We start from the raw sequence: 23,194 nt of genomic DNA on the forward strand, positions 1-23,194 counted from the left end.
CTCTATAGGCGATAAACCGCCTTCGCGTTTTCGTAGAAGATTGTCGCCTGCTGCTCCGCCGTGAGCTTCAGCGGGAAGGCGTAGCGGCTGTCGTCGAAATCCCAGTGCGGATAGTCGCTGGAGAAGACGAGGCGGTCCCAGCCGATCCACTCGATCGTCTGGCGCAGGTGTTCCGGGTTGTCGAATTCGTCCATCGGTTGTGTCGAGAACCAGAAGTGCTCGCGCAGATATTCGGACGGCGGCCGTTTGACATGCGGCACCTCCGCGCGCAGCTTTTCCCAGAGCTTGTCGAGCCGCCAGCCGAGCGCCGGAACCCAGGTGAAGCCGCCCTCGATGAGGATGACGCGCAGGCGCGGGCAGCGCTCGAAGACGCCCTCCATGATCAGGCTCGTCACCAGCGACTGCGTGGCGAGCGATATCAGGTGGTGATGCTCGGCGTAGTAGGACGGCCAGCCTGCGCCGGGTGCCGGCGACACGCCGTTCTGCCCGCCCGTATGCAGGCCGAGCGGCAGGCCGGAGGCTTCCGCCGCTTCTAGGATCGGCCAGTAACGCCGGCGTCCCAACGGTTCTATACAGCGCTGCGGAACGGAAATCTGGACGAAGTCCTTTTCGCCCGCTCTCTTCTCCAGTTCCGCAACCGCGGCCTCGGGATGCTCGACCGGCAGGAGCAGCGTGGCGCGCAGCCGCGGTTCCTGGCTCGTCCATTCCGCGACCTGCCAGTCGTTGAGCGCGGCACAGACCGCCGCGCCGAACTCCGTGTTCTGCTGGTTCGATCCGTTCGGCGAGATGACCTGAAGCACGCCGGTCTCGACATTGTGCAGGTCGAGAAGCTGCTCGCGCAGGAAGGGCAGGTCGGAGCCGGGCGGCCCGCCGTTCGGCGGCACGGCATCCCGGCGGGACAGATAGGGGGCGATCTTCGGATAGAGTTCGCCCTGCGCGAAGGGAATGCGGAAATTGTTGCCGAACGTGTCGAAATGCTCGCGCCAGCGCTGCGGCAGGTATTCCCTGAGATGCGCGGGCGTTCTCAGCATCGGGTGGATATCGCAGTCGATCACTTTCTGCTTCCGGGCGGCACTGCCTATGGTTTTCGCAAGAGGGGACTGGACGTTCATTGCAGCGCTCCGTCGAGGCGGGGATAGGTCGCAAGTGGATTGGCCGTGCGCATGCGCGCGACGAGATCGGTCGGCATCTCGGGATGCACGCACCGATCTCCGTCGAACTGCCAATGCGGATAGTCGGTAGCAAAGAGCAGCATGTCGTCGGAGCCGATCTGGTCGAGAAGGGCCGGCATGTCGGCGAAGCGGTCGGGCACGTCGAGCGGCTGCGTGGTGAGCCGCACATGCTCGCGGATGATCGTGGAGGGCGGCCGATCGACCCAAGGTACCTCCATGCGCAGCGCCCGCCAGGTATTGTCCGCCCGCCAGAGGAATTGCGGCAGCCATGTCACGCCGGATTCCAGCAGCACGACGCGCAGCTTCGGGTATTTCTGGAAGACGCCTTCATAGACCATGTTCAGGAGCTGCCCCTGGAAGCTCGTCGAGAAGGCGGCATAGTGCTCGATGTAGTAGGACGGCCAGCCGATATAGGTCGGCGGATGGCGATAAGTGCTGCCTGCGTGGATGCCGATGGTAAGCCCATGGCGTTCCGCCGTCTCGTAGAGCGGCCAGAACTGGCGCCGTCCAAGTGGCATCTCCGTATTCGTCAGCAGGAGGACCTGGACGAAGCGCCGGTCCGCCGCGCAGCGCTCGATCTCCTCCACGGCAAGCTGCGGATCGTGCAGCGGAACAAGGATCGAGGCCCGCAGGCCCGGCTCCCTGTCCAGCCATTCCCGCGCGATCCAGTCATTGGTCGCCCGACAGAGGGCGGCGGCGAAATAGGGATTGAAGGCCGCTTCGGCGCCGTAGAGCACGTTGCAGATGCCGATCGTCGAGCCGAAGCCGTCGAGGCCTTCGGCCTTCAGGCGCTCGAGGCTCGCGCCCGGCTTGCCGCCGGAGGCCCGCCAGTCCTGCCGCGCCGTCAGCGGGTTCTTCGGCGGGTAGCTGGCAAGGTCGAGGCCGTCTATGCCCCGCCCGGTGATCTGGTCGGCCCAGTAGTCGTCCATGTAGGGCAAAAGGACCTCCGTTCCGGGCACGGTCGGATGGATGTCGCAGTCGATCAGCGGCGCGGTGTCCATGGCGGCCATGTCGTTTCCTCCCTTTGTCGAGGGGAAGGGTCGGCCAGGTTGATTGTGCAGTCAAAAGAGAAGTGCTATCCCGTGTTGAGAAAAACTCAACTGGAGGCGCTTCTCTGTCCTTTCCGCCGCTCAATGCGATCCGCGTGTTCGAAGCGACCGGACGGCTTTCGAGCTTCAAGCTCGCCGCCGCCGAGCTGCACGTCACGCCCGGTGCGGTGAGCAAGCAGATCAAGGTGCTGGAGGAATATCTCGGCTTCGCGCTCTTCGACAGGCGCACGGCCGAGACGGTGCTGACACCAGCGGGCGAGGCCTATCTTGCGGCCGTTGGCCCCGCGCTGCGCACCATAGAGGAAGCCACGCTCGCCAGCCAGAGGCAGGACGGCGACCGGCCCTTGAAGATTTGGTGCTCCCCCTTCGTCATGCGGCGCTGGCTCGTGCCGCGCCTGAAGGAGTTTCACGTCCGGATGCCGGGGCAGAACATCGTCATCGACAACGCGACGAGCAAGGACCGCTCGCCGGTCGACGGTGACCTCGGCATCCAGCGCGGCGACGGGCGCTGGGTGGGATACCGCTCGCGTCTTCTCTTCCCGATCCGTCTCGTGCCCGTCTGCAGTCCGCGCTATCTCGCCGGTCGGCCGCCGCCGCAAACGTTTGAGGCGATGGCTGTGCACACGATCCTCGAAAATCTCGCCCGGCCCGACGAATGGCAGTTTTGGAGCCGGGCGGCAGGCGGCAACGGCCTGCCCGGCGGCGTCAGCGTCAGCCTCCGTTCCTCCGATGCGCTCTATGAGGCGGCGCTGGACGGGATGGGGATCGCGATAGGCCGGCTTGGCTTCATCGAGCGCCATTTGGAGGACGGTAGCCTCGTGCGGGCTTCGGACATCGTCGCCGATGCAGCGGACGGCTACTACCTGGTCGTTCCCGCCGGCAAGCCCATGGCGCGGCGCGCGGTGGCGTTCCAGAGGTGGCTTTTGCGGCAGGTGCGCTGAGGTCGGTGTCGATTTTTCCTCGCACGGCGTGACTTATGCTCAAGCGGCTTGCGTCAATCGCAGGCGTCAACTGGCTGGTTTATAGGTATTTTCCATTTCTGCTTTCAGGCTGATATGCCTGCCTGCCCGTGCCGCGCCGTCGTTTGACGTGCGCTCGTCTCGCTGCCATCCCCTGTGAGAACAGACAGGGAGGCATCGCCATGGAGCAGATCGTCATTGTCGGGGCCGGGCAGGCCGGACATTGCGCCGCCTTTGAACTGCGCCGCCAGCGGTACGGAGGGCGGATCGTCCTGATCGGGGAGGAGGCGCTTGCGCCCTACGAGCGGCCGCTGCTCAGCAAGGCGGTCCTCGTTGCCCCGGCGCTTCCGCAGCCGCAATTCTTCTCGCCGCCCGCCCGTTATCGGGAGCAGGAGATCGATCTCGTGCTTTCCCGAAGAGCTGAGGCGATCGATCGGGCCGGACGGGTGCATCTGGCCGGCGGAGGGAGCGTGCCCTACGACCGGTTGCTGCTGGCGACCGGCGGCACGGCGCGGCGACTTGCGATTAGGGGCGGCGAGTATGTCGCCTGCCTCAGAACATGGGCGGACGCGGAGAAGATTCGGGCCCAACTGAAACCGGGACTGCGCCTCCTGTGCATCGGCGGCGGCGTGATCGGGCTGGAGATCGCGGCGAGCGCTTCGGCGCTCGGATGTTCGGTGACGGTGCTGGAAGCCGGGCCCACGATCATGGCGCGCTGCCTTGCACCTCGGCAAGCCGACGTGCTGCTGCGGCGGCACAGGGACGCGGGTGTGACGATCCATCTGGAGCAATCTCTGAGCGGGGTCGAGAAAGGGGCGGACGGGTTCGTGGCGACTCTCACCGGCGGCGAAGAAATCAAGGCCGATCTCGTCGTCGCCGGTGTCGGCATGAGCCGCAACACGGCTCTTGCGGAAGACGCCGGCCTCGAAGTCGACAACGGGATCGCGGTCGATCTCCATGCCCGGACGGCGGATGAGGCCATCTTTGCTGCCGGCGATGTTGCTGCCTTCGAACACGCGCTCTATCCCGGCCGCATGCGGCTCGAATCCTGGTACCACGCGCAATATCACGGAGCGTGCGCCGGTCGGGCGATGGCTGGTGTGCCACGTCCCTATGACGACGTTCCGCGTTTCTGGACGGATCAGTACGACCTCAACATCCAGGTTGCCGGCTTTCCGGCAGAAGCCGTCACCGAGACCGTGGTGGGCAAGCCGGGCGAGGGCACTTTCACGGTGCTGCACGCCAATCCGCAAGGCCGTCTGGTCGGGGTGACGGCCGTCAACCAGCCTCGGAGCATGCGCCCGGCGATTGAAGCGATCCGCCGGGGCGGGCAGGCGGACCCCGCTCTGCTGGATCCGCGCCGGCCAGCGGCCGCTCGCCGGGGTGCATAGCCGCATGCCGAACCGGCAATGGACTAGACGGATGGGGCCCGCCATCTTTCCAATACCCATCGGCATCTATCCCTTCAGCAGCAGGACCAACCGTGGCACGAGAAAATACAAACGCTTACAGAATTGCGGTCATTCCCGGCGACGGCATCGGCAAGGAGGTCGTGCAGGAAGGGTTGAGGGTGCTCGAAGCCGCCGCTTCCCGCTACAGCTTCGACCTGAAGATCGATACGTTCGATTTCGCGTCCTGCGACTATTACGAGAAGTATGGACGCATGATGCCGGAAGACTGGAAGGACCGCATCGGCCACCACGATGCGATCTTCTTCGGTGCGGTCGGATGGCCGGCCAAGGTGCCGGACCATATCTCGCTATGGGGTTCGCTGATCCAGTTTCGGCGCGAGTTCGATCAGTATGTGAGCCTGCGCCCCTGCCGGTTGATGCCTGGCGTGACCTCGCCACTCGCTGGTCGCAACCCCGGCGATATCGACTTCTACGTCGTGCGGGAAAACACCGAAGGCGAATATTCCTCGATCGGCGGCCGAATCTTTCCGGGAACAGATAGGGAAGTGGTGATGCAGGAAACGGTGATGACCCGCAAGGGCGTCGACCGCATCCTCAAATTCGCCTTCGAGCTAGCGGCGACGCGCAAAGGGCATCTAACCTCCGCGACGAAGTCGAACGGCATCTCTATCACCATGCCTTATTGGGACGAGCGCGTTGAAGAAATGGCGAAGAACTATCCAGATGTGCACTGGGACAAGTATCACATCGATATCCTGACAGCGCATTTCGTACAGCATCCGGACTGGTTCGACGTCGTGGTCGCCTCGAACCTCTTCGGCGACATCCTTTCCGATCTCGGGCCCGCCTGCACGGGCACGATTGGCATCGCGCCCTCGGGTAACATAAACCCGGAACGAGATTTTCCGTCGCTCTTCGAGCCGGTGCACGGTTCGGCCCCGGATATTGCAGGCCTGTCGGTCGCAAATCCGATCGGCCAGATCTGGTCGGCAGCGATGATGCTCGACCATCTCGGTGAACGCACGGCGGCCTCGGCGATTCTCGGCGCCATCGAACATACGCTGTCAGATGCAAGACTGAGGACGCGCGATCTCGGCGGCAAGGCCGGTACCGTAGAATGCGGGAAAGCCGTCGCGGCTGCGGTCTGATGCCGGGCCGCAGGGCAATCGGCGGCCTCGTGAAACTGCGGAATGCACGCGCCTTTCTGCTCGCTCTGGCCTTCGGCACGTGCGGCGGTGCGATATTCGCCTACATGCATTTTCCTCTCGCCTGGATGCTCGGCTCGATGTTGGCCTGCACGGCTGCGGCCACGGCTGGTGTGCCGGTCGCAGCTCCCGCCTGGGTCCGCCCTCCGGTCATCAGCGTCGTCGGTCTCGCCTTGGGAGCCAGCTTTTCGCCGGATATCGCGAAGGCAGTCACGCAATGGCTGCCGACGATCTTCGGACTTGCCCTTTATCTTGTCCTCGGCGGCACGGCCTGCGTGCTCTATCTGCGCCATGTTGCGGGTTACGATCGCCTGACGGCCTTTTACTCCGGCATGCCCGGCGGCCTTTCCGACATGGTGATCTTTGGAGAGCAGAACGGCGCGGATGTCCGGCGGATCGCGCTCATCCACTCCTCGCGCATCATCCTCGTCGTTTCAACCCTGCCGATCCTTATTGCACTCTTTAACCACGCGCCGGTCGTCGCCGCCTCCGGCGGTGCAGCACCAGGGGGAACCTGGTCGCATACGGAATTCCTGTGGGCGGTCTTTGCGGCGGTCGCTGGCATTCTATTCGCGCAAGCCCTTCGCCTGCCGGCAAAGTTTCTCCTGGGGCCGATGATTGCGAGCGCGGCCATTCACCTATTCGGCTTCTCCGCCTTTTCGCTACCGGTGCTTGCCGTCAATGCGGCGCAGGTCGTGCTCGGCGTCGTGATCGGGTGCCGTTTCCGCGGCGCCCATCATTCGCTTTTCCTGCCGGTAGCGTTTCATTCCGCGGTAGTGACCATCATCCTACTCTCGATAACCCTTATCTTCGCCGGTCTGTTCGATCATTATCTGGATGTCGGCTTCCTGCCCGTAGTGCTTGCCTATTCACCGGGCGGTCTCACGGAAATGGGGCTTGTCGCTGTCGCGCTTCAGATCGACGTCGCCTTCATCCTCGTCCATCACCTGCTGCGCATCCTTCTCGTGCTGACCGCGGCACAGGTGCTCGGCCGGAGGATAGGAACGGAAGAAAAGGAGTAATGCAGGGTCTGGAAGAGATGCCCGGCTAAAATCACGAGGAACAGCAACAGGAAAGGGAGGCTGCCATGGCTACGGCGGAAAGACGGGTCGTCGTGACACAAAGGTATTTCGATCAAGCAACGATCGACTACCTCAATGAAAACAACTGCGAAGTCGATATCATCGACCTGCCGAAGGGCAAGGCGGACGGGAACCTGACACCTGACGAATTGAAGAGCCTCCTCGCCGGTGCGCGAGGCTGGATCGTCGGCCACGCCCACATCACGCGTGAACTCCTTCAGGACCTTCCCAACCTCGCCGTCATCTCGCGACGTGGTGTCGGCTATGAACGGGTGGACGTTATTGCCGTGCGCGACCTCGGGCGCGTTATCACCATCGCCGCGGGAGGCAACGACGCATCGGTTGCAGATCACACCATCGGGCTGATGCTGGCTGTTGGGCGCAGGCTGCGCGAGATGCAGAACAGGATGCAGGCTGGCGATTGGACAATCCTCGTGAGCTCCGACCTCAATCGCAAGACGGTGGGCCTCATCGGCCTCGGCCGCATCGGCCGCAGCGTCGTCCAACGATTGAAGGGATTCAACTGCCGCATCCTCGTAAACAGCCCTCATCCGGATGCCGACTATGCCCGCAATGAGAACGTGACGTTCTGCGATGTCGAGACGATCTTGCGTGAGAGCGACTACATCTCGCTGCATGCGCCGCTCGTCGCGGCCACGCGAAACCTGATCGACGAGAAGGCGATTGCCCTCATGAAGCCGACTGCGATCGTGATCAACACCGCGCGGGGTGGGTTGGTCGACGACTGCGTGCTGCTTCAGGCCTTGAAGGACGGCAGGCTCGCGGGTGCCGGCCTCGACGTCTATCTCAGTGAGAGCGACAAGAGCCTTGCGGATGTGACGGCCGAGCTCATTGCGTTGCCCAACGTCGTCGCTACGCCGCATTCGGCGGCCTCGTCGCTGGAGGGGCTCGCCCGTACGAACATGGTGGCGGCAAGATCCGTTGTCGCCGTTCTCGATGGGGGTGATCCGCCGGAAACCTGCGTGATTGCTGATGGCCGCACCCGCCCGCGCTGAGAGCGCTCGAATTGCGACGGAGTAAGGTCTGCCCTAAGAGAAGGCATGTCATGGGAGGATTGTGAGGAGGATTGTGACGCGTAATGGAAATCGTCTGGCTAGAAGACTTCATGGCACTTTCGGAGACCGGGCACTTTTCCCGCGCTGCCGAACGGCGGAACATCACCCAGCCCGCCTTCAGCCGCCGGGTGCGGACGTTGGAGGAGTGGGTCGGCACGCCGCTCTTCAATCGCTATACGCATCGCATCGAACTGACGAGTGCTGGGGAGCAGTTCAAGCCGATCGCCGAGGAGGTGATCCGCCTGGTCTATCTCGGGCGCGAGCAGGCGCGGTCCGCGGCCCAGTCTGCGGCCGAGACCCTGCGCTTCGCGTCGACGCATGTCCTGTCGATCAACTTCTTTCCGGACTGGCTGCGCCATATCGAGGAACATGCCGCTCTTGAAGCGACCGTCAGCCTGGTCGCCGACAACATGGCGGCCTGCGAGCGCAAGATCCTGCAGGGGGAGGCGCATTTCCTGCTCTGCCATCACCATCCGGCCGCCGCCACAGCGCTCGAGCCGAGACAGTTCCGCTGGATCGACCTGGGCGAGGACGTTCTCGTTCCGGTAAGCGTACCGGAGATGAAAGGCGGCGGGGAGCCGCGGCACGCATTGCCCGGAACCATGGAGGCGCCGACGAGCTATGTCTCCTACAGCCCGACATCGGGAATGGGCCGCATCGTGGCGGCCACCCAGGCGCAGGATGCACCGCCAACCTGGCTGACGACGGTTTTCACGTCGCATGTCGCGACCGTGTTGCTCGCCATGGCGCGCAACGGGCGCGGCCTCGCCTGGCTGCCGCTCAGCCTTGTGCAGCCCTTTCTGCAAAGTGGCGAGCTCGTGCGGGCAGGCGAGGAGAAATGGGACATCCCCATCATCATACGGATTTTCCGGCCGCGGCTGCGACAAAGCCCGACGGTGGAGCGTTTCTGGTCCTATCTCAGGGAGATTTACGACACCGACAAATAGACCGGCGCACGCTGCCGGGGTGTGCAACGATCGATGTCGATTTGGCATTGGCCGTCTGCGGCAAAGCCCCATAGGCTCGCAAGCGGATGAAGGCACCACCCTGCCTGCAAAGATCGAGGAGGAGTTCGATGGATCAGAAGGTAGAAAGCAAAAAGACGTCCTGGCCGCCGGGATTCGCCATCAATCCGCGCAGCAAGGGACCGTCGGATGCCTGGCTCGACAAGTTCCGCGGCGTGCCGACGTCCTGGGTGAGCGACGTGCTCGGCCGTTCGATCGGCACGATGGGTCTCAACACCTACCATAACGATCCTTCGCTGATGATGGTCGGACGGGCGCTGACTGTACGGGTGCGGCCGGGCGACAACCTCATGATCCACAAGGCGCTCCAGATCGCGAAGAAGAACGACGTGCTCGTCATCGACGGCGGCGGTGACGTCACCCAGGCGCTGATCGGCGGCAACATGCAGATCACCGGTCACTTCCGGGAAGTCGCCGGCTTCGTCATCGACGGCGCCATCCGCGACCTCGCCGACTGGGCCAAGGGAACGATGCCGATCTGGGCAAGGGGGCATACGCACCGCGGGCCCAGCAAGGACGGGCCGGGCGAGATCAACGTCACGATCAGCTGCGCCGGCCTGGTCGTCAATCCCGGCGATCTCGTCATCGGCGATGCCGACGGAATAGTGGCCGTTCCCCCCGCGGACCTCGATGCCGTTTGGCCCCTCATCGAGAAGCAGCGGGAAAAGGAGGAGAGAACCTCGCAGGGCAACAAGGTCGGCGACATCGATCCCGAGCGTTTCGATTCCATCCTGAGAGCCAAGGGATGCCCTGTCTGAGGGCTCGAACGGGCAGGGGAGCTAGCCGAAGCCGGCCCGCTTTCGCAATTCCGAGTGGATGACGGCGATTTCTTGCCGAATGCGGTGGCGGGACGTGAAGTCCCGCCGGGCCGGTGGCGCGTCCGTGATCGTTCCGTCATCCGGCGGATGACCTGGAGGACAAGATGCAGAAGCTGCGCAATCCCGCACTGGACCAGCTCAAACAGGGTGAACTGGCGCTCGGCGCTGGTATCCGCCTGTCGCGGACCGTGGAGGTGGCCGACATGATGAAGACCGCCGGCTTCGACTGGCTCTTCATCGATCTGGAACATGGCGCCATTTCGATCGACACAGCGTCGCAGATGTCGGTTGCCGCGCTGAATGCCGGCATCTCGCCGCTGCCGCGTGTGCCGAAGGGCGAATATTCGATCGCCACGCGGCTGCTCGACAATGGTGCCGTCGGCATCGTCGTGCCCCATGTGGACATGGTGGATGAGGCGCGGGAGATCGTCGGGCGCCTCAAATATCCGCCTCTCGGCCACCGCTCCGTGGTGGGCGCGATGCCGCATTTCGCCTTCCGGGGGATGCCGATGGAAGAGACGATCGCCGCCGTCAACGAAGCGTCGCTGATCGTCGTCATGATCGAGTCGCCGGAAGGGGTCGCCAATGCGCGCGAGATTGCGGCGGTCGAGGGTGTGGACGTGCTGATGGTCGGCTCGAACGACCTGTGCGCCGAGCTGGGCGTGCCCGGCGCCTTCGACCATCCCCGCTATGTCGAGGCGTTGAAGGCGGTGGCGAAGGCGTGCATAGACGCCGGTAAATGGCCGGGGCTTGCTGGCGTCTATTCGGAGGCGCTGATCGCCGAATATCTGATCTTCGGCTTCCGTTTCGTACTGTGCGGCAACGATCTCGCCTTCATGATGAACGCGGCAAAAAGCCGGTCGACGACGGTCCGCAAGGCCGATCCGAAGCGCAAGTCCTGAAGCCACTGCCTGAGCGTGCCGGGACGAACGGCCCGGCCTTGTATTCGCGGGAGGAACCATGACGAAGATCGGATTTGTCGGCCTCGGCATTATGGGCAAGCCGATGGCGCTCAATCTCCTTGCCGCCGGTTACGAACTTTCCGCCTACGGGCGGCGGGGCGTACCGGAGGACGCTGCCGGGGCGGGCGTGAAGCCCGTCGCCTCCGGACGCGCGCTTGCGGAGAGCTGCGACGTCGTCATCACCATGGTGCCAGACACTCCCGACGTTCAAGAGGTGCTTTTCGGTGCGGATGGCATAGCCGAGGGTCTGTCCGCCGGGAAAACCGTCGTCGACATGAGTTCGATCTCGCCGATGGCGACTCGCGATTTTGCAGTCCGGGTCCAAGCGCTCGGTGCCGATTATCTCGATGCGCCCGTTTCGGGCGGCGAGACCGGCGCCAGGGCCGCCACGCTTTCCATCATGGTGGGCGGCGCGGCCGATGTGTTCGAACGCATCAGGCCGGTTTTCGAGGTTCTAGGGAAGAACATCACGCATGTCGGCGAAAACGGCGCGGGGCAGGTAGCCAAGGTCGCCAACCAGATCATCGTGGCCCTGACCATAGAGGCTGTCGGCGAGGCGCTGCTGCTGGCATCGAAGGCGGGCGTCGATCCGGGACGGGTTCGCAAGGCGCTGCTCGGCGGCTTTGCCCATTCCCGTATTCTCGAAGTGCATGGGTTGCGCATGATCGAACGCACCTTCGAGCCGGGATTCCGCATCGAGCTTAACCAGAAGGACGTTGCGCTCGCACTTCAAACGGCCGGGCATCTCGGGATGAGCCTGCCGAATACGGCCACCGTGCAGCAGCTCTTCAATGCCTGTGTGGCGAGTGGCGGCCGTCATGCGGATCATTCGGGGCTGATCCGCGCGCTTGAGCAGCTTGCGGGCCACGAATTGCCGGATTTCGCGGCCCGTGGGACGGACGCCTGAGACGACGCGGCAACCCGCGGACCACCGGACGACCAGGGAGGCGAAGATGGCAAAAGGATACTGGATCGCACATGTCGACGTCGGCAATGCCGAGGAATACGGGAAGTATGTCGAGGCCAATGCCGCCGCTTTCCGCAAGTATAAGGCCGTCTGCCTTGCCCGCGGCGGCAAGTCGGAGGCGCTGGAAGGCATCGGCCGCGCCCGCAATGTGATCTGGGAGTTTCCCTCCTACGAAGCTGCGCTAGAATGCTACTACTCAACCGAATATCGTCAGGCCAAGCGTCTCCGCGACGGGCACGGCGTTGGCGAGTTCATTATCGTCGAAGGTTTGCCGGATGGCCCAACTCCGGCCTGAAAACGTGGGCGCTCATCATTGAAGTGAGGTTCGTGATCGACCGGGTGCGTATCACGATCTTTCGGATCAGCTCCCTACGCTTTAGGTCTTTGTTTTACGCATATCGTGACCGCAAAACCGCTGCACAATTTTGCGCGCTCTGGAACTGGTCAACGAAGTGTAGATATCCGAAGCGAAGGCGTCTTGCCGAGGCTCGTTGGCTAGGTGAACGGCAGTTTTGCGGCCCGTTTCCCACGCCATCTCAGCCATTCGAATTTATGGGTTATAGCCTGGCATCAAAGTGACGATGCGCGACCGAATTCAGCGGCTATTGACATAGACCGTACCTAGGCGGGTGCAAACCGCATTCCCAATTTGTCGATCATCTGCTGATCCTGCCATGCGGCTGGATTGCCTGTCGTCAACAAGACGTCGCCCACAAAGATGGAATTCGCTCCCGCCAAAAAGCAGAGCGCCTGAAGCTCCTCGCTCATGCCGGTCCGGCCGGCGGACAAGCGCACGACGCTCTGCGGCATCAGTATCCTCGCAAGGGCGACGGTCCGAACAAGAGCGAAGGGATCGACAGGTTTCGCCCGCTTCTGGACGGGGGTATTGCCGATCTCGTTCCAGAGATTGATCGGGACGCTGTCGGGGTGGGTTGGCAGGGTTGCGAGGGTGACAAGCATCGAGATTCGATCCACGACTTCTTCGCCCATGCCCAGGATGCCGCCGCAGCACACCTTGATCCCGCTCCTGCGCACGCGATCAACAGTTTCGAGACGATCGTCCATCGTCCGCGTGGTCGCGATCTCCCGATAATAGTCGGGAGACGTATCGATGTTGTGGTTGTAGAAATCGAGGCCGGCAGCCCTCAATTTCTCGATCTGACCCGGCGACAGCATGCCGAGCGTCATGCAGGTCTCCAGGCCCATTTCCCGAACGCGCTTTACCATGGAGCAAAGCTTGTCCATGTCGCGATCCTTCGGGTTTCGCCATGCGGCGCCCATGCAGAACCGTTGGGCTCCCGAAGCTTTCGCTCGCCGCGCTGCCTTCAGGACCTCGTCAAGGTCCATCAGCTTCGTCACTTTGACGCCTGTGTCATGGTAGGCGCTTTGCGAGCAGTAGCCGCAATCTTCAGGGCAGCCTCCTGTCTTGATGGAGACCAGGCTCGCGGTCTCGATCACGGTCGGATCGAAGTTGCGGCGGTGAACCTCTTGGGCGCGGTGGATCAGGTCGGGGAAGGGCAGGTCGTGAACCGCCTGCGCTTCCTCAATGCTCCAGTCGGTGCGGATCATCGGGCAGCCCCGCTCCGCAGGCTGCGCCAGCCGCAGATCAGCGCCACACCGAGACCGGTCTTGAGCAGATCGCCGAGAAGGAACGGAGCAAGCCCTGTGGAGATCAGGGACCGTGCGGGCACGAAGGCTACGAGCCAGGCAAGCCCGGCGGCGTAGACGACGGCAAGGCCCGCAAGCATGGCACCTGCAATTCGAAGAGCGCTCCCGTTGCTGGCCAGCCACCCGGTTAGCCAGCTGGCGGCGAGGAACCCCAAAAGGTAGCCGCCGGTCGGACCCAGCGCATGGGACAGGCCAATGCCGCGCTCGGGAGAACCGGAGAAGATAGGCAAGCCGGTAAGCCCGGCGCCGAGATATGCCGCCATCGCAGCCAGACCGAGGCGAGGCCCCATTGCCACCGAAAGAGTGAGCACCGCCAGCGTGTGCAATGTCATGGGTACCGGCCAGAACGGCAGCTGCACTTTGGCGCTGACAGCGATCAGCGCAGCGGCGCCGATGACGAGCCCCCAATAGCGCAGGACATTGGACGGGCGATGACGTATGGCGGCTGACTGATGCATCGAGACATCTCCAGTTGCTACAGATAATCTATAACAATTTGGATTCGATGCATGAGGCAACAGAGATTATAGATAATTAGTCGAGAAGCTTTTCAGCCACCTGGATTTCCACGCTGGGTCGCGGGCCGGTGCGGCGCCCCATCCAGCCAACATGACGGGCGAGAATATCGCACGCTACGTCAGTTTGTCCGCGGCGAAGCGCTGTAAGGATCGCGCGGTGATCATGGTCCGTGCGCGCCTCCCAATCCGAACGCCACGCGGCGAAAAGAAAGCGGGCGCTCGCGAGATGGAGGTCGTCTATCGTCGCAAGCAGGCGCGGCATGCCGCATGGTTCGAGAATCATTCGATGAAACGCGCGGTTAGCCTTCTCCCAATCCCGTACGTTCCGTGCTTGCTCCGCATGAACGGTAGCTTCCTCGGCCTTTGCCAGGAGCGCCAGCGTGAGCTTTGGGCCAGCGTGTTTCAGGGCGAGAGCCTCAAGCGAGGCACGCATCTCCGCCACCTCGCGTAGCTCTGCCACATCGAAAGAGGTTACGCGAACACCCTTGTGAGGTTCGCTGGAGGCCAGGCCCTTGGCCTCAAGCCGTCGGAAAGCCTCCCGCACTGGCACGTGACTGGCCCCGAACTCTTCGGCGATATGGTCCTGTCGCAGACGCGATCCCGGCTGCAATCGGCCCGAAACGATCCTCTCGGTAAGCGTGGCTTCGATCTTTCTTACCACTGTATCGTCGGCTTTACTCATGATTATAGATAATTCAGAAGCTGCGCGCCTAGCAAGGAGGAGACGATTGCTGCAGGAAAATTTCCGCGGAAAAGCCAGTCAAAGGTCAACGGCAACTTGCTATTTCGATATTGGCTACCGATTTCGCACGACGTCCCATTGCGAAAGGACACAAAGTTTGAGGCGCCACTCGTCAGCTCCATGGATCTCGCGCGAACTTATTATGCAACGCAGCGCAGGATACCAGCTTGACGCCGCCCCCTTTCACTGAATAGATCGCACTATTCCGAGGGGAGCGTCGAACGGCGCTGAGATGGCGGTGAGCCGGACCCTTGAACCTGATCCGGGTCATGCCGGCGTAGGAACGGAACAAGGGGCTGCCATCGCCCCCTTTCTCCATTCTTCGCTTGCCTGGATCTCCGTGATGACGCTCGGGAGATCGCCAATGCCGCACCAAGCAATCACCAAAACCAGACCGGCCGGCTGAAGCTGAGTGGATGGGAACGCTTTCGTCCATCCTGCGGACGCTGGTGACATTGCTTGCGACGTGGCAGGCGATCGTCTGGATCTGGTCGCCGCCGCGCTATATTCTCCCGGCACCGCTGGACGTGCTGGCGGCCATGCGGCGGCAGCCTGCCTATCTGTTCGAAAACACGCTGGTTACGCTCGCAGAGATCCTGGCGGGGTTCGCGTTCGGCTCCATCCTCGGTGCATTGACCGCGCTGGGCATCGCCGCCCTGCCGCGGCTTGGGCGTCTCGTCTGGCCGATCGTGCTCGTGCTGCAGGCGTTTCCGGTCTTCGTCATCGCGCCGCTGCTCGTCATCTGGCTGGGCTTCGGAATGCCATCCAAAGTGGTCATGGCGATGCTCATCATCTTCTTCCCGGTGACATCGTCCTTCGCCGACGGTCTGCGTCGTATCGACCAAGACCTGCTCGACGCGGCGGCGCTGACAGACGCCAGCCACTGGCAGGCCCTGCTGCATGTGCGCGTTCCGCTCGCCATGCCGGCGCTCGTGTCCGGTCTGCGCGTGGCCGCCCCGCTCGCTCCCCTGGGAGCAGTGGTCGGTGAATGGGTCGGAGCTTCGGCAGGGCTCGGCTTCGTCATGATCCAGGCCAATGCGCGCATGCAGACCGACATGGTGTTCGCGGCCATGACGATCCTGGCGGCCCTCACGCTCTTTCTACGCCATGTCGTTGACGCGCTCGGACCGCACCTCGCTCCGTGGGTTCAGGAGCAATCAACCCCTCACTTCTACATCGCAAATGGAGCCTCTCATGATCCGCAAGACTGCCCTTGCCCTGGCCGCCAGCCTCGTGCTGGCCGGCCCGGTCGCTGCCCAGGACAAACTGACCGTGCTGCTCGAATGGTTCGTCAATCCAGACCATGCGCCTCTCGTCGTCGCCCGGGAACTCGGCCTATTCGAGAAGGCGGGGCTCGAGGTCGAACTGCTGCCGCCGGCCGATCCGTCGATCGTGCCGCGTGCCGTCGCCTCCGGGCAGGCGGAGATCGGTGTGCACTACCAACCTAATCTCTATCTCGACCATGAGGCTGGTGTGCCGTTGGTGCGGTTCGGGACGCTCGTCGAAACGCCGCTTAACACATTGACCGTTCTGGCCGATGGCCCGATCAAGAACCTCAGGGATTTGGCCGGCAAGCGCGTCGGGTTTTCTGTGTCGGGCTTCGAGGGCGTGATCCTTTCCACGATGCTGTCGAACGCAGGCGTGAAGTCCGATGACGTAGAGCTCGTGAACGTCAACTTCGCGCTGACGGCATCGCTGATCGGTGGCAAGGTCGAGGCCACCATCGGTGGCTTTCGCAATTTCGAGCTGACACAGATGCGGTTGGGGGGGCACGAGGGCAAGGCGTTCTTCCCGGAGGATTACGGTGTTCCCGTCTATGACGAACTGATCTTCGTCACTCGCCCGGATCTGGTCTCGGATGAACGCCTCGTCCGCTTCCTTGATGCCGTCGAGAAGGGAGCGATCTACCTTACCAATCATCCGCAAGAAAGCTGGGAACTCTTCATCCGCGCCTATCCCGATCTGGATGACGAGTTGAACCGGCGGGCATGGGCCGACACCTTGCCGCGTTTTGCCAAGCGCCCCGCCGCGCTTGATAGCGGACGCTATGAGCGCTTCGGCAAATTCCTTGCGAAGAACGGGCTTATCAAGTCCGAGCCGGCGCTCGCCGACATCGCGGTCGAACTGCGATAAGCCCACAATTGTTCCTAAGCGCGGACCTGCCGATGCAGGCAGCCGACCTGCTGGAACGCGCGGACACGGTCCCGTGCGTTCGCTGTCGTGCACACAGTAGTTCAAAAGCTCGTGGTGAACGGCCTGTTCACATTGGGCGCTATTCGGTCCATGACTTGCTCGCTGGGCGAAGTGGAAGCATTTGTCAGGAATGCTGAGGGGCTCGTGGTCAATCTCAGAACGCTCGGTGCATGAATACGCGCTCTTCATTCCATTCCGGCACAGGTTTGAACCAGCCCTCGGATAATAGGGAAAGGATTTGCCCGATCCCCTTGCAAGGGCCGTAGGCGGCCGGGAAATCCGGCCGCACAGCACTCTTGTCATGACCGGCGACAGCGGGTAGGCCGATGCAGCAACGACGTTTTCCTGGCGGCAGATATGGCCGGTGGAAGAATGCCGGCCGGCCATGCAAACCTATAGCGTGCGGCGCGTCCTGCACGGCGACGAGGGCGTCGCCTCCCGCTGGGCGGCCAATGTGCGGCCCAGAGATATTGCCGGCATCTGGTTCTATGCCGTCGGCTTAGGGATCGTTCCGCCCAGTTATTCGAATTTTTGCGTCGTTGCGGCTATCTTTCCATAGATGAGACCTTTGCCATACGAAGACTTTATCGCTCGGGATAATTTCCATCTTCGACGACACGACAACAAGATTCGTTTATCGCGTCCAGTGACGCCTTTATTGCGTGCATTCCCACTTTGTTCACGGGCTTGCAGCACCATTGAAGAATACCTGTTTCAACAATCGTCGCTATTCCCGACCCGTCATCCGGTGAGGGGCATTAGCGGTGCGCACAACGTCGGAAATTAGCAGGGGAGCATCAAAACTTCGATCTCTTCCCGCGATAAGTCGTTGGCGGTGGTAGTTCAGCGTGAATCTTCGCTAGGGTCTCCAGCCATGCGGCAAGCCCCGCCGGGACCTCCTCGTTTCCTGTTTCCAATGCTTCAATCCATGAAAGCTCACATTGCAACGCGGAAGCCATGTTGATCGGTGTCCAGCGGATGAGGAGAAGGCATTCCGAGAAGCGGGCGGGCGTCATACTGTCAAGAAATCCATTATCGATCGACATAATCTATAGGCTCTCACCCAAAGATGCACTCGGCAGGCTGAACCATCAATGAATGACGGTCCTAAAGGGGGCGGTCCTGGCGACGGCGTTGGGAGCGTACGCGATCCATGTCGCTCCGATCAGCAGACTACCCCGGGAACGTAACTGCTGTTGCAGTCCTCAAATATTTCCAATTCAATCAATTAGTTAACCGACCTTGTGGGCGACGGTTCGAATCCGTTCAAGAGCTTTTTGATCAAACCTAGTGTCGCACCATGGCCGGTTTGTCTATCACCTACATGTCTACATTCTATTGGAATGCTGTATAAATTCGGGCACGTGCAGGAGATTTCGTAAAGCTTCTTAGAAGAAAAGCTAATTGAGCTTCGATTTAACCCGATTACCATATCGGTTTTAAAATGAAATTCCTGAGTGAGGATGATGGTTGTTGGCAAATGTGAAGTCGAGCTCTTCCTTTACCTTCGCGGAGGCTGACCAGATACGGCCGGACGCCTGGAGGGCTGATGCCTGGCTCGCGCCGAAGACGAGTACGGCCAGTTCGGCGATGGCGGTCCTTGCTTCCGGTCGCTCTTTGGTCTTTACAGCCCCCTTTGGGCCGATAGACCAGGTTCCTTCGTTGTCGGGGAAAAGATCGTCCTTGACGGCAATCGCTATCTGCCGCGTTCCGCCAAACCGGCGGGCGGAGAGCAAGGCGGCGAGGTCGAGAGGCCGTATCCAGCTTTCGTCCCGTTGTCCGGATATTGCCAAGGTTCGCGGGTTACGCAGAAGCAGTGGCAACGGGTCGTCGATCGGCCGGGACGGGAAAACGGCGCGATGCAGGATATCCTGTGTGAAGAGATGGCCGATCAGGCCCCGCCATGCCTCATCGTCATGGGCGACGAGATCATCGACGATCACGGTGCGTTGCGAGGATGTGAACCAATTGTCCGATGGCTCGATATGGAAGCGCAGGATTTCAGGAAGCACATATCAAAGTTACGAGGAGCTTTCTTCTAAGATTTTGGATGCGAATGGTGATACGATCATCTCAATCAGCGAATACTCTACAATTACTCTATATGGTGTCACGAGTGCTGATTTGACGAACCTGAATTTTTCCTTCGCTGCGTAATATGGACTGATCGGCACGCGACCGCATGCAGATATCTCAACAGGCTAGAGAGATCTGGTTCAGGCTTGTTGATGGATCGTTTTATTTTGACGGACGGTACACGCTGTTTGCCTCACACCCTTGACCACATGCGTGGTGCCGTTCGGACAGCTACCGCTCTGACAGGGACGCCCGGAATGCGTCATTTGCGATCATTGCTCCTTTAGGCTCTTACTCCTAATGAAGCGCTGGAAGACCGAGGCAATGTCACTGTCATTCGTGGAGACGGCGCGGGCTACCCGATCAAGCCGGTCAATATGGTGTATCTGAGCTTCGCGATCGGCCGTCCCGCTGATCGTTGGATCGACGTTTTGCGGCCGGGCGCTCCTTGCTTTTTCATGGGGTTTCCCATGGACGCGCTCACACCAGAAGGGCCGGTATAGAGCGGCCTTCATATTCGGCGAACCGTCGCGATCGCGACAAGGATGCGGCCACCATCTTGGCTGGCTTATTTTCCGAGCTCAGTTATCCCGGCCGCGATGACAACAAGCTTTCCCTCTCACGGTACGATCCCGCCAGGAATTTGGTCATGACGGTTTGCCGAAGTTGTGGTTTCAGCGGTGCTTGCAGCTAACACAAGCCTCAGCCTCATGCCACTTGTCCCGGCTAGAAGGACGGGTATCTTGGACGGAATGGCAGCTGACGGACGGGACGGGCGCCGGCAAACAGCTTTGCGCGACTTTGGCTACAGGCGCGCTTCGCTTCCGCTGGGCAGATCTGAGTTGGTGCGTACTAGACCGGATCGAACCGCATCATTGCTCACCATTTGCAAGTGACGCGCTCTTTTGGCCAGCGCCGCTTTCCGCGAACGGACAGGAAAGCGGTTCAACGACCGATGTCGCGTTGCGCTGCGAACGAAAAGCTGCGGATTTCTCATAGGCCAGCTTGCGCAGGCGCATGATGGCGCCAAGCGGCTTGTGAGCTTCGATGCCGTTCCAGGGGCTGAAATGCATGCCGTCGTCGACGGCTTGGGAGCGCGCTTCGGTCCAGGCCGGCTGAGGCTCGGCGACGAGCCGGGCGATCGTGACGAAAGGGCTCTTCTTCTCATCCCAAGTCTCCACGCCTTCGACCGGCATTTCCGCCAGATCGGTGCATAGCTGCACCTGCAGGTGCCACACGGCCGTTTGCTCCGCGAAGAAGCGCTCGACTTCGTGGCGGATGACATCGGGATCCTCGCTGGTATCCAGCCGCGTGCCGGCAAGCGCCCGGAGATTGTCCGAGGCCGGCACGACGGCGATCTTGGCGACGTGGTCGCCGTGGCGCAGCGGCAATTGCGAGAAGAAGCTCTCACCGAGGATGTGGGTTTGCGGGTTGCCGCCAAGCGACTTCAGCATCGCGCTCTCGCCGCCGGCCGCCTCCACCACGGACTCCAGCCCCTTTAAGACCTTGGAGAGCATTTCCTTTGTACCCTCCAGACGATCGGTCGTGAGCGCCAGCATTTTGAGGTTCCTGAGAAATGCCTTCCCGTTCGACGAGTTGAACGCCCTGCCGTTCACGAGTACGAAGTCCTGGCTTGTCGATCCTTCGGAACCGGGTAGCCGGGCACCCTCGACGTTGAGAACCTTCACAGCCATGCCACGCGGGGTCGAAACGCTGTCATGGAAAAGGTCTCCCGGCGTGGTCGAGAACCGGACGACGGCTTCATAGCCCAGCGGATCGGCGAAGATGCCCTGGGCGAGTTCCCGCGGTAGGTCGAGAAGGATTTCGAGGCGCGCAGCGAGCAGGCCGTGGCTCTTGGCATGCACCGAGCGGGTCGCGTGGCCGCTGTCCGCATAGGTCTTCTGCGCGATGGACAGCACCGTCTCGGCAAGGTCGCGCGCGGTTTGAGGCTCGTCCGGCTGGATATGCTCGACATCAGGGTGATAGCGGAGCGGTGTGACGGCGAGGCGGCTGGTCATTGGACGATCTCGCTTTCCAGGATCTTGTCGACAGTGATCGGCAGGTTGCGGATGCGCTTGCCGGTGGCGTGGAAGATCGCGTTCGAAACCGCGGCCGCAACGCCGACGACGCCGATCTCGCCGAGGCCCTTCACGCCGATCGGGCTTGCCTTGTCGTCGTCTTCCTCGACGAAAATCACCTCGATATCCTGGATGTCGGCATGGGCGGGCACATGATATTCGGCGAGGTTGTGGTTCATGATGCGACCGGTGCGATGGTCGATCATGCCTTCTTCGTGAAGCGCCATGCCGATGCCCATCACGACGCCGCCGAGAATCTGGCTGCGGGCGGTCTTGGGGTTGAGGATACGACCGGCGGCGATGGCGCTGACAACGCGGGTGACGCGCACGATGCCCAGTTCCTCATCGACCTTCACCTCGACGAAGACCGCCGAATGGCTATAGGAGGCATATCGCATCATGGTCAGCATATCGGGGCCGGCCTTTGCATGTTCCTCGATCGAGTCGATGCCGGCTGCGCCCATGATGTCGGCCATGGCGATGCCGATCTGATGATTGCTCTCCAGAACGAGGCGCCCTTCGGCGATCTCAACCTGTTCTTCGCTCGCCTCGGCGAGCGGCGAGTTTTCCATGGCTTGGGCGTGGCCGAGAAGCGTCTTGACGACCGCCTTCGCCGCCGCCTGGACGGCCGAGCCGGTCGTCGCGGCCGTCCAGGATCCGCCTTCGACGCCGGTCTTGGGAAGATCGGACTTGCCGATTTCAACCGTCACGACGTCGATGGGGCAATCGAAGGCTTCCGCCGCGAGCTGGCCGAGGATCGTATAGGTGCCGGTGCCGATATCGGAAGCCGCGGCGCTGACCGAAACCTTGCCATCGGCCGACAAGCGGACCTTCGCCTCGCCTTTCGACATCATCGCCTCCCAGATACCGCCTGCCATGCCCCAGCCGAGAAGATCGTTACCGTCGCGCATGGAGCGCGGCGCAGGCGAGCGCTTGGACCAGCCGAAGCGCGCCGCTCCTTCGCGATAGCAGGCATGCAGCGCCTTGGAGGTGATGGCCTTGTCCTGGTTTTGATCGCGATGAACGAAGTTGCGGACCCTGAGGTCGAGCGGATCGATGCCGACCGCGTAGGCGAGTTCGTCCATTGCCGTTTCGAGCGCTGTGATGCCGGTGGCGGCGCCGGGCGCCCGCATGTCGCCTGGCGTTGCAAGGTCGAGCTTGGCAATCTCGTAGGTGATCTTCACATTGTCGCACTTGTAGGCGAGCCCTGACCAGTTCGCGACATTTTCCTGGTAGTCCTCATAGCAGGAGGTGGCGTGCACGGCATGGTGCATGACCGCCTGCAGGTAGCCGTCGGCGTCGGCGGCCAGCGAGACGGTCTGGATGCAGGAGGGCCGCCAGGTCAGATAGAACATCTCCCGCCGCGTCATCTCCACCTTCATCGACCGGCTGAGATCGAGGCTGGCCATGACGGCAAGGAAGAGGTGGTGTTTCGGCCGCAGCGCCTGCCCGAAGGCGCCGCCGACGAAATCGTTCTTCACGATCACCTTGTCCGGGTCGAGGCCGAAGACGCCGCAGACATAGTCTCGGCTGTTCTGCGAACCCTGCGTCTTGTCGTGGATGGTAAGAGCGCCATCCGTTTCGAAGACCACGGAGGCAGCGAAGAGCTCCATCGGATTGTGGTGTTCGCCGGAGAGGATGTAGTCTGCGGAGATCTTGTGCAGAGCGCTGGCAAAGGCGGCTTCGGCATCGCCCCTCGGTGGCGGCGGCATGAACTGCTTCATCCGCGGAACCGGTGGGACGTAGCTTTCCTGCCGATGGGCGGCAAGGTCTGTATGCGGCTCTTCGGCCGCATATCGCACGCCGATCAGCCCGGCGGCGTCGCGCGCCGCTTCCGGGGTTTCGGCGACGACGAACGCCACGGGCTGGCCGTCGAAAAGCACACGGTCGTTTTCGAGCGGGCGGAAGGGATGGCCGGGAAGGGAGACGGCGTCCTTCCATTTGCTGTCCCGATATGCTGTCTTGGGCCGGTTCTCGTGGGTATATATCTTGACGAGACCAGGGAAGCGATCGGCCGCAGCCGTATCGATGTCCAAGATGCGGCCGGTGGCGATGGTGGAAAGCACCACATGTCCGAACAGCATGCCGGGCGCGAAATGTTCCGCCGCGTATCGTGCTTGGCCGGTCACCTTCAAAGGGCCGTCGATGCGCGAAACCGGTACGCCGACGATTTTCGATTGGCTGAGCATCTC

At 62.0% G+C, this 23,194-nt stretch carries 21 protein-coding genes, 1 pseudogene and 1 riboswitch; of the genes and pseudogenes, 13 read left to right on the top strand and 9 right to left on the bottom strand.

The annotated features are described in order from the left end of the window. Window positions 1-2: 2 nt before the first annotated feature. The gene (locus ACIIOY_RS17580; RefSeq protein ID WP_411035981.1) at window positions 3-1,112 is read right to left on the bottom strand and encodes an amidohydrolase family protein; all 1,110 of its coding nucleotides are present in this window, start codon (window positions 1,110-1,112) and stop codon (window positions 3-5) included. Continuing rightward, window positions 1,109-2,182, bottom strand: a complete 1,074-nt coding sequence (locus tag ACIIOY_RS17585) for an amidohydrolase family protein (protein WP_411035982.1) — start codon at window positions 2,180-2,182, stop codon at window positions 1,109-1,111. The genes ACIIOY_RS17580 and ACIIOY_RS17585 overlap by 4 nt, the downstream gene beginning before the upstream one ends. Window positions 2,183-2,244: 62 nt before the next feature. Between ACIIOY_RS17585 and ACIIOY_RS17590 the strand changes: the two genes are divergently transcribed. The 10 genes from ACIIOY_RS17590 (at window position 2,245) to ACIIOY_RS17635 (ending at window position 12,022) form a co-directional block, all read left to right on the top strand. Then, a complete protein-coding gene (locus ACIIOY_RS17590; RefSeq protein ID WP_411035983.1) occupies window positions 2,245-3,162 on the top strand; it encodes a LysR substrate-binding domain-containing protein in 918 nt (305 codons plus the stop codon). 200 nt (window positions 3,163-3,362) lie between these two features. Beyond that, window positions 3,363-4,571: an NAD(P)/FAD-dependent oxidoreductase gene (locus ACIIOY_RS17595; RefSeq protein ID WP_411035984.1), complete on the top strand. Its 1,209-nt coding sequence runs from the start codon at window positions 3,363-3,365 to the stop codon at window positions 4,569-4,571. Window positions 4,572-4,663: 92 nt separating this feature from the next. Then, window positions 4,664-5,740: a tartrate dehydrogenase gene (locus ACIIOY_RS17600; RefSeq protein ID WP_411035985.1), complete on the top strand. Its 1,077-nt coding sequence runs from the start codon at window positions 4,664-4,666 to the stop codon at window positions 5,738-5,740. After that, window positions 5,710-6,819, top strand: coding sequence for an AbrB family transcriptional regulator (locus ACIIOY_RS17605; protein WP_411035986.1), 1,110 nt, complete (start codon window positions 5,710-5,712; stop codon window positions 6,817-6,819). Before ACIIOY_RS17600 ends, ACIIOY_RS17605 begins: the two co-directional genes overlap by 31 nt. A 65-nt stretch (window positions 6,820-6,884) precedes the next feature. Continuing rightward, window positions 6,885-7,895: a phosphoglycerate dehydrogenase gene (locus ACIIOY_RS17610; RefSeq protein ID WP_411035987.1), complete on the top strand. Its 1,011-nt coding sequence runs from the start codon at window positions 6,885-6,887 to the stop codon at window positions 7,893-7,895. Window positions 7,896-7,978: 83 nt separating this feature from the next. Further along, window positions 7,979-8,902 (top strand): LysR family transcriptional regulator, encoded by a 924-nt coding sequence (locus tag ACIIOY_RS17615; RefSeq protein ID WP_411035988.1) that lies wholly within the window; start codon window positions 7,979-7,981, stop codon window positions 8,900-8,902. A 128-nt stretch (window positions 8,903-9,030) separates the two neighbouring features. After that, window positions 9,031-9,738, top strand: coding sequence for an RraA family protein (locus ACIIOY_RS17620; protein ID WP_411035989.1), 708 nt, complete (start codon window positions 9,031-9,033; stop codon window positions 9,736-9,738). Window positions 9,739-9,902: 164 nt separating this feature from the next. Continuing rightward, window positions 9,903-10,700, top strand: coding sequence for an HpcH/HpaI aldolase family protein (locus ACIIOY_RS17625; RefSeq protein ID WP_411035990.1), 798 nt, complete (start codon window positions 9,903-9,905; stop codon window positions 10,698-10,700). Window positions 10,701-10,758: 58 nt separating this feature from the next. Further along, window positions 10,759-11,667 (top strand): 2-hydroxy-3-oxopropionate reductase, encoded by a 909-nt coding sequence (locus ACIIOY_RS17630; protein WP_411035991.1) that lies wholly within the window; start codon window positions 10,759-10,761, stop codon window positions 11,665-11,667. A gap of 46 nt (window positions 11,668-11,713) precedes the next feature. Beyond that, on the top strand, window positions 11,714-12,022 hold the full coding sequence (locus ACIIOY_RS17635) for a DUF1330 domain-containing protein (protein WP_411035992.1): 309 nt from the start codon (window positions 11,714-11,716) through the stop codon (window positions 12,020-12,022). Between the two features lie 326 nt (window positions 12,023-12,348). On the opposite strand, the gene bioB is transcribed toward ACIIOY_RS17635, so the two are convergent. The 3 genes from bioB to ACIIOY_RS17650 form a co-directional block, all read right to left on the bottom strand. Next, on the bottom strand, window positions 12,349-13,296 hold the full coding sequence (gene bioB, locus ACIIOY_RS17640; RefSeq protein WP_411035993.1) for a biotin synthase BioB: 948 nt from the start codon (window positions 13,294-13,296) through the stop codon (window positions 12,349-12,351). Then, entirely contained in the window at window positions 13,293-13,853 is a 561-nt protein-coding gene (locus ACIIOY_RS17645; RefSeq protein ID WP_411035994.1) for a biotin transporter BioY, read from the bottom strand. Before ACIIOY_RS17645 ends, bioB begins: the two co-directional genes overlap by 4 nt. 76 nt (window positions 13,854-13,929) lie before the next feature. Continuing rightward, window positions 13,930-14,595: a GntR family transcriptional regulator gene (locus tag ACIIOY_RS17650; protein ID WP_411035995.1), complete on the bottom strand. Its 666-nt coding sequence runs from the start codon at window positions 14,593-14,595 to the stop codon at window positions 13,930-13,932. A 258-nt stretch (window positions 14,596-14,853) separates the two neighbouring features. Next, a riboswitch (TPP riboswitch) is annotated at window positions 14,854-14,956 on the top strand. Between the two features lie 115 nt (window positions 14,957-15,071). On the opposite strand from ACIIOY_RS17650, the pseudogene ACIIOY_RS17655 reads away from it, so the two are divergent. The 3 genes and pseudogenes from ACIIOY_RS17655 to ACIIOY_RS26815 form a co-directional block, all read left to right on the top strand. After that, window positions 15,072-15,809 (top strand): annotated as a pseudogene (locus tag ACIIOY_RS17655) (ABC transporter permease); the annotation flags it as partial. Window positions 15,810-15,852: 43 nt separating this feature from the next. After that, window positions 15,853-16,788 carry an ABC transporter substrate-binding protein gene (locus ACIIOY_RS17660; RefSeq protein WP_411036019.1) on the top strand — a complete coding sequence of 312 codons (936 nt, stop codon included), beginning with the start codon at window positions 15,853-15,855 and terminating at the stop codon, window positions 16,786-16,788. Window positions 16,789-17,203: 415 nt separating this feature from the next. After that, window positions 17,204-17,407 (top strand): hypothetical protein, encoded by a 204-nt coding sequence (locus ACIIOY_RS26815; RefSeq protein WP_502226622.1) that lies wholly within the window; start codon window positions 17,204-17,206, stop codon window positions 17,405-17,407. 238 nt (window positions 17,408-17,645) lie between these two features. Here the strand turns inward: ACIIOY_RS26815 and ACIIOY_RS17665 are convergent, their stop codons facing one another. The 4 genes from ACIIOY_RS17665 to ACIIOY_RS17680 form a co-directional block, all read right to left on the bottom strand. Continuing rightward, entirely contained in the window at window positions 17,646-17,864 is a 219-nt protein-coding gene (locus ACIIOY_RS17665; RefSeq protein ID WP_411036020.1) for a hypothetical protein, read from the bottom strand. A 423-nt stretch (window positions 17,865-18,287) separates the two neighbouring features. Then, window positions 18,288-18,860 carry a sterol carrier protein domain-containing protein gene (locus tag ACIIOY_RS17670; protein WP_411035996.1) on the bottom strand — a complete coding sequence of 191 codons (573 nt, stop codon included), beginning with the start codon at window positions 18,858-18,860 and terminating at the stop codon, window positions 18,288-18,290. A 936-nt stretch (window positions 18,861-19,796) separates the two neighbouring features. Next, window positions 19,797-20,942 (bottom strand): catalase family protein, encoded by a 1,146-nt coding sequence (locus ACIIOY_RS17675; protein ID WP_411035997.1) that lies wholly within the window; start codon window positions 20,940-20,942, stop codon window positions 19,797-19,799. Beyond that, a complete protein-coding gene (locus tag ACIIOY_RS17680; protein ID WP_411035998.1) occupies window positions 20,939-23,191 on the bottom strand; it encodes a xanthine dehydrogenase family protein molybdopterin-binding subunit in 2,253 nt (750 codons plus the stop codon). Before ACIIOY_RS17680 ends, ACIIOY_RS17675 begins: the two co-directional genes overlap by 4 nt. Window positions 23,192-23,194 lie beyond the last annotated feature (3 nt).

The sequence above is a fragment of the Shinella agrisoli genome (assembly GCF_046557955.1).
Lineage (GTDB): Bacteria > Pseudomonadota > Alphaproteobacteria > Rhizobiales > Rhizobiaceae > Shinella.

Bases quoted from the DNA above. Each gene is read 5' to 3' on its own strand.
- ACIIOY_RS17595 (WP_411035984.1), top strand. From the start codon at position 3,363: ATGGAGCAGATCGTCATTGTCGGGGCCGGGCAGGCCGGACATTGCGCC.
- ACIIOY_RS17620 (WP_411035989.1), top strand. From the start codon at position 9,031: ATGGATCAGAAGGTAGAAAGCAAAAAGACGTCCTGGCCGCCGGGATTC.
- ACIIOY_RS17675 (WP_411035997.1), bottom strand. From the start codon at position 20,942: ATGACCAGCCGCCTCGCCGTCACACCGCTCCGCTATCACCCTGATGTC.
- ACIIOY_RS17580 (WP_411035981.1), bottom strand. From the start codon at position 1,112: ATGAACGTCCAGTCCCCTCTTGCGAAAACCATAGGCAGTGCCGCCCGG.
- ACIIOY_RS17665 (WP_411036020.1), bottom strand. From the start codon at position 17,864: ATGACGCCCGCCCGCTTCTCGGAATGCCTTCTCCTCATCCGCTGGACA.
- bioB (WP_411035993.1), bottom strand. From the start codon at position 13,296: ATGATCCGCACCGACTGGAGCATTGAGGAAGCGCAGGCGGTTCACGAC.
- ACIIOY_RS17610 (WP_411035987.1), top strand. From the start codon at position 6,885: ATGGCTACGGCGGAAAGACGGGTCGTCGTGACACAAAGGTATTTCGAT.
- ACIIOY_RS17650 (WP_411035995.1), bottom strand. From the start codon at position 14,595: ATGAGTAAAGCCGACGATACAGTGGTAAGAAAGATCGAAGCCACGCTT.
- ACIIOY_RS17625 (WP_411035990.1), top strand. From the start codon at position 9,903: ATGCAGAAGCTGCGCAATCCCGCACTGGACCAGCTCAAACAGGGTGAA.
- ACIIOY_RS17615 (WP_411035988.1), top strand. From the start codon at position 7,979: ATGGAAATCGTCTGGCTAGAAGACTTCATGGCACTTTCGGAGACCGGG.
- ACIIOY_RS17585 (WP_411035982.1), bottom strand. From the start codon at position 2,182: ATGGCCGCCATGGACACCGCGCCGCTGATCGACTGCGACATCCATCCG.
- ACIIOY_RS17630 (WP_411035991.1), top strand. From the start codon at position 10,759: ATGACGAAGATCGGATTTGTCGGCCTCGGCATTATGGGCAAGCCGATG.
- ACIIOY_RS17680 (WP_411035998.1), bottom strand. From the start codon at position 23,191: ATGCTCAGCCAATCGAAAATCGTCGGCGTACCGGTTTCGCGCATCGAC.
- ACIIOY_RS17635 (WP_411035992.1), top strand. From the start codon at position 11,714: ATGGCAAAAGGATACTGGATCGCACATGTCGACGTCGGCAATGCCGAG.
- ACIIOY_RS17645 (WP_411035994.1), bottom strand. From the start codon at position 13,853: ATGCATCAGTCAGCCGCCATACGTCATCGCCCGTCCAATGTCCTGCGC.
- ACIIOY_RS17605 (WP_411035986.1), top strand. From the start codon at position 5,710: ATGCGGGAAAGCCGTCGCGGCTGCGGTCTGATGCCGGGCCGCAGGGCA.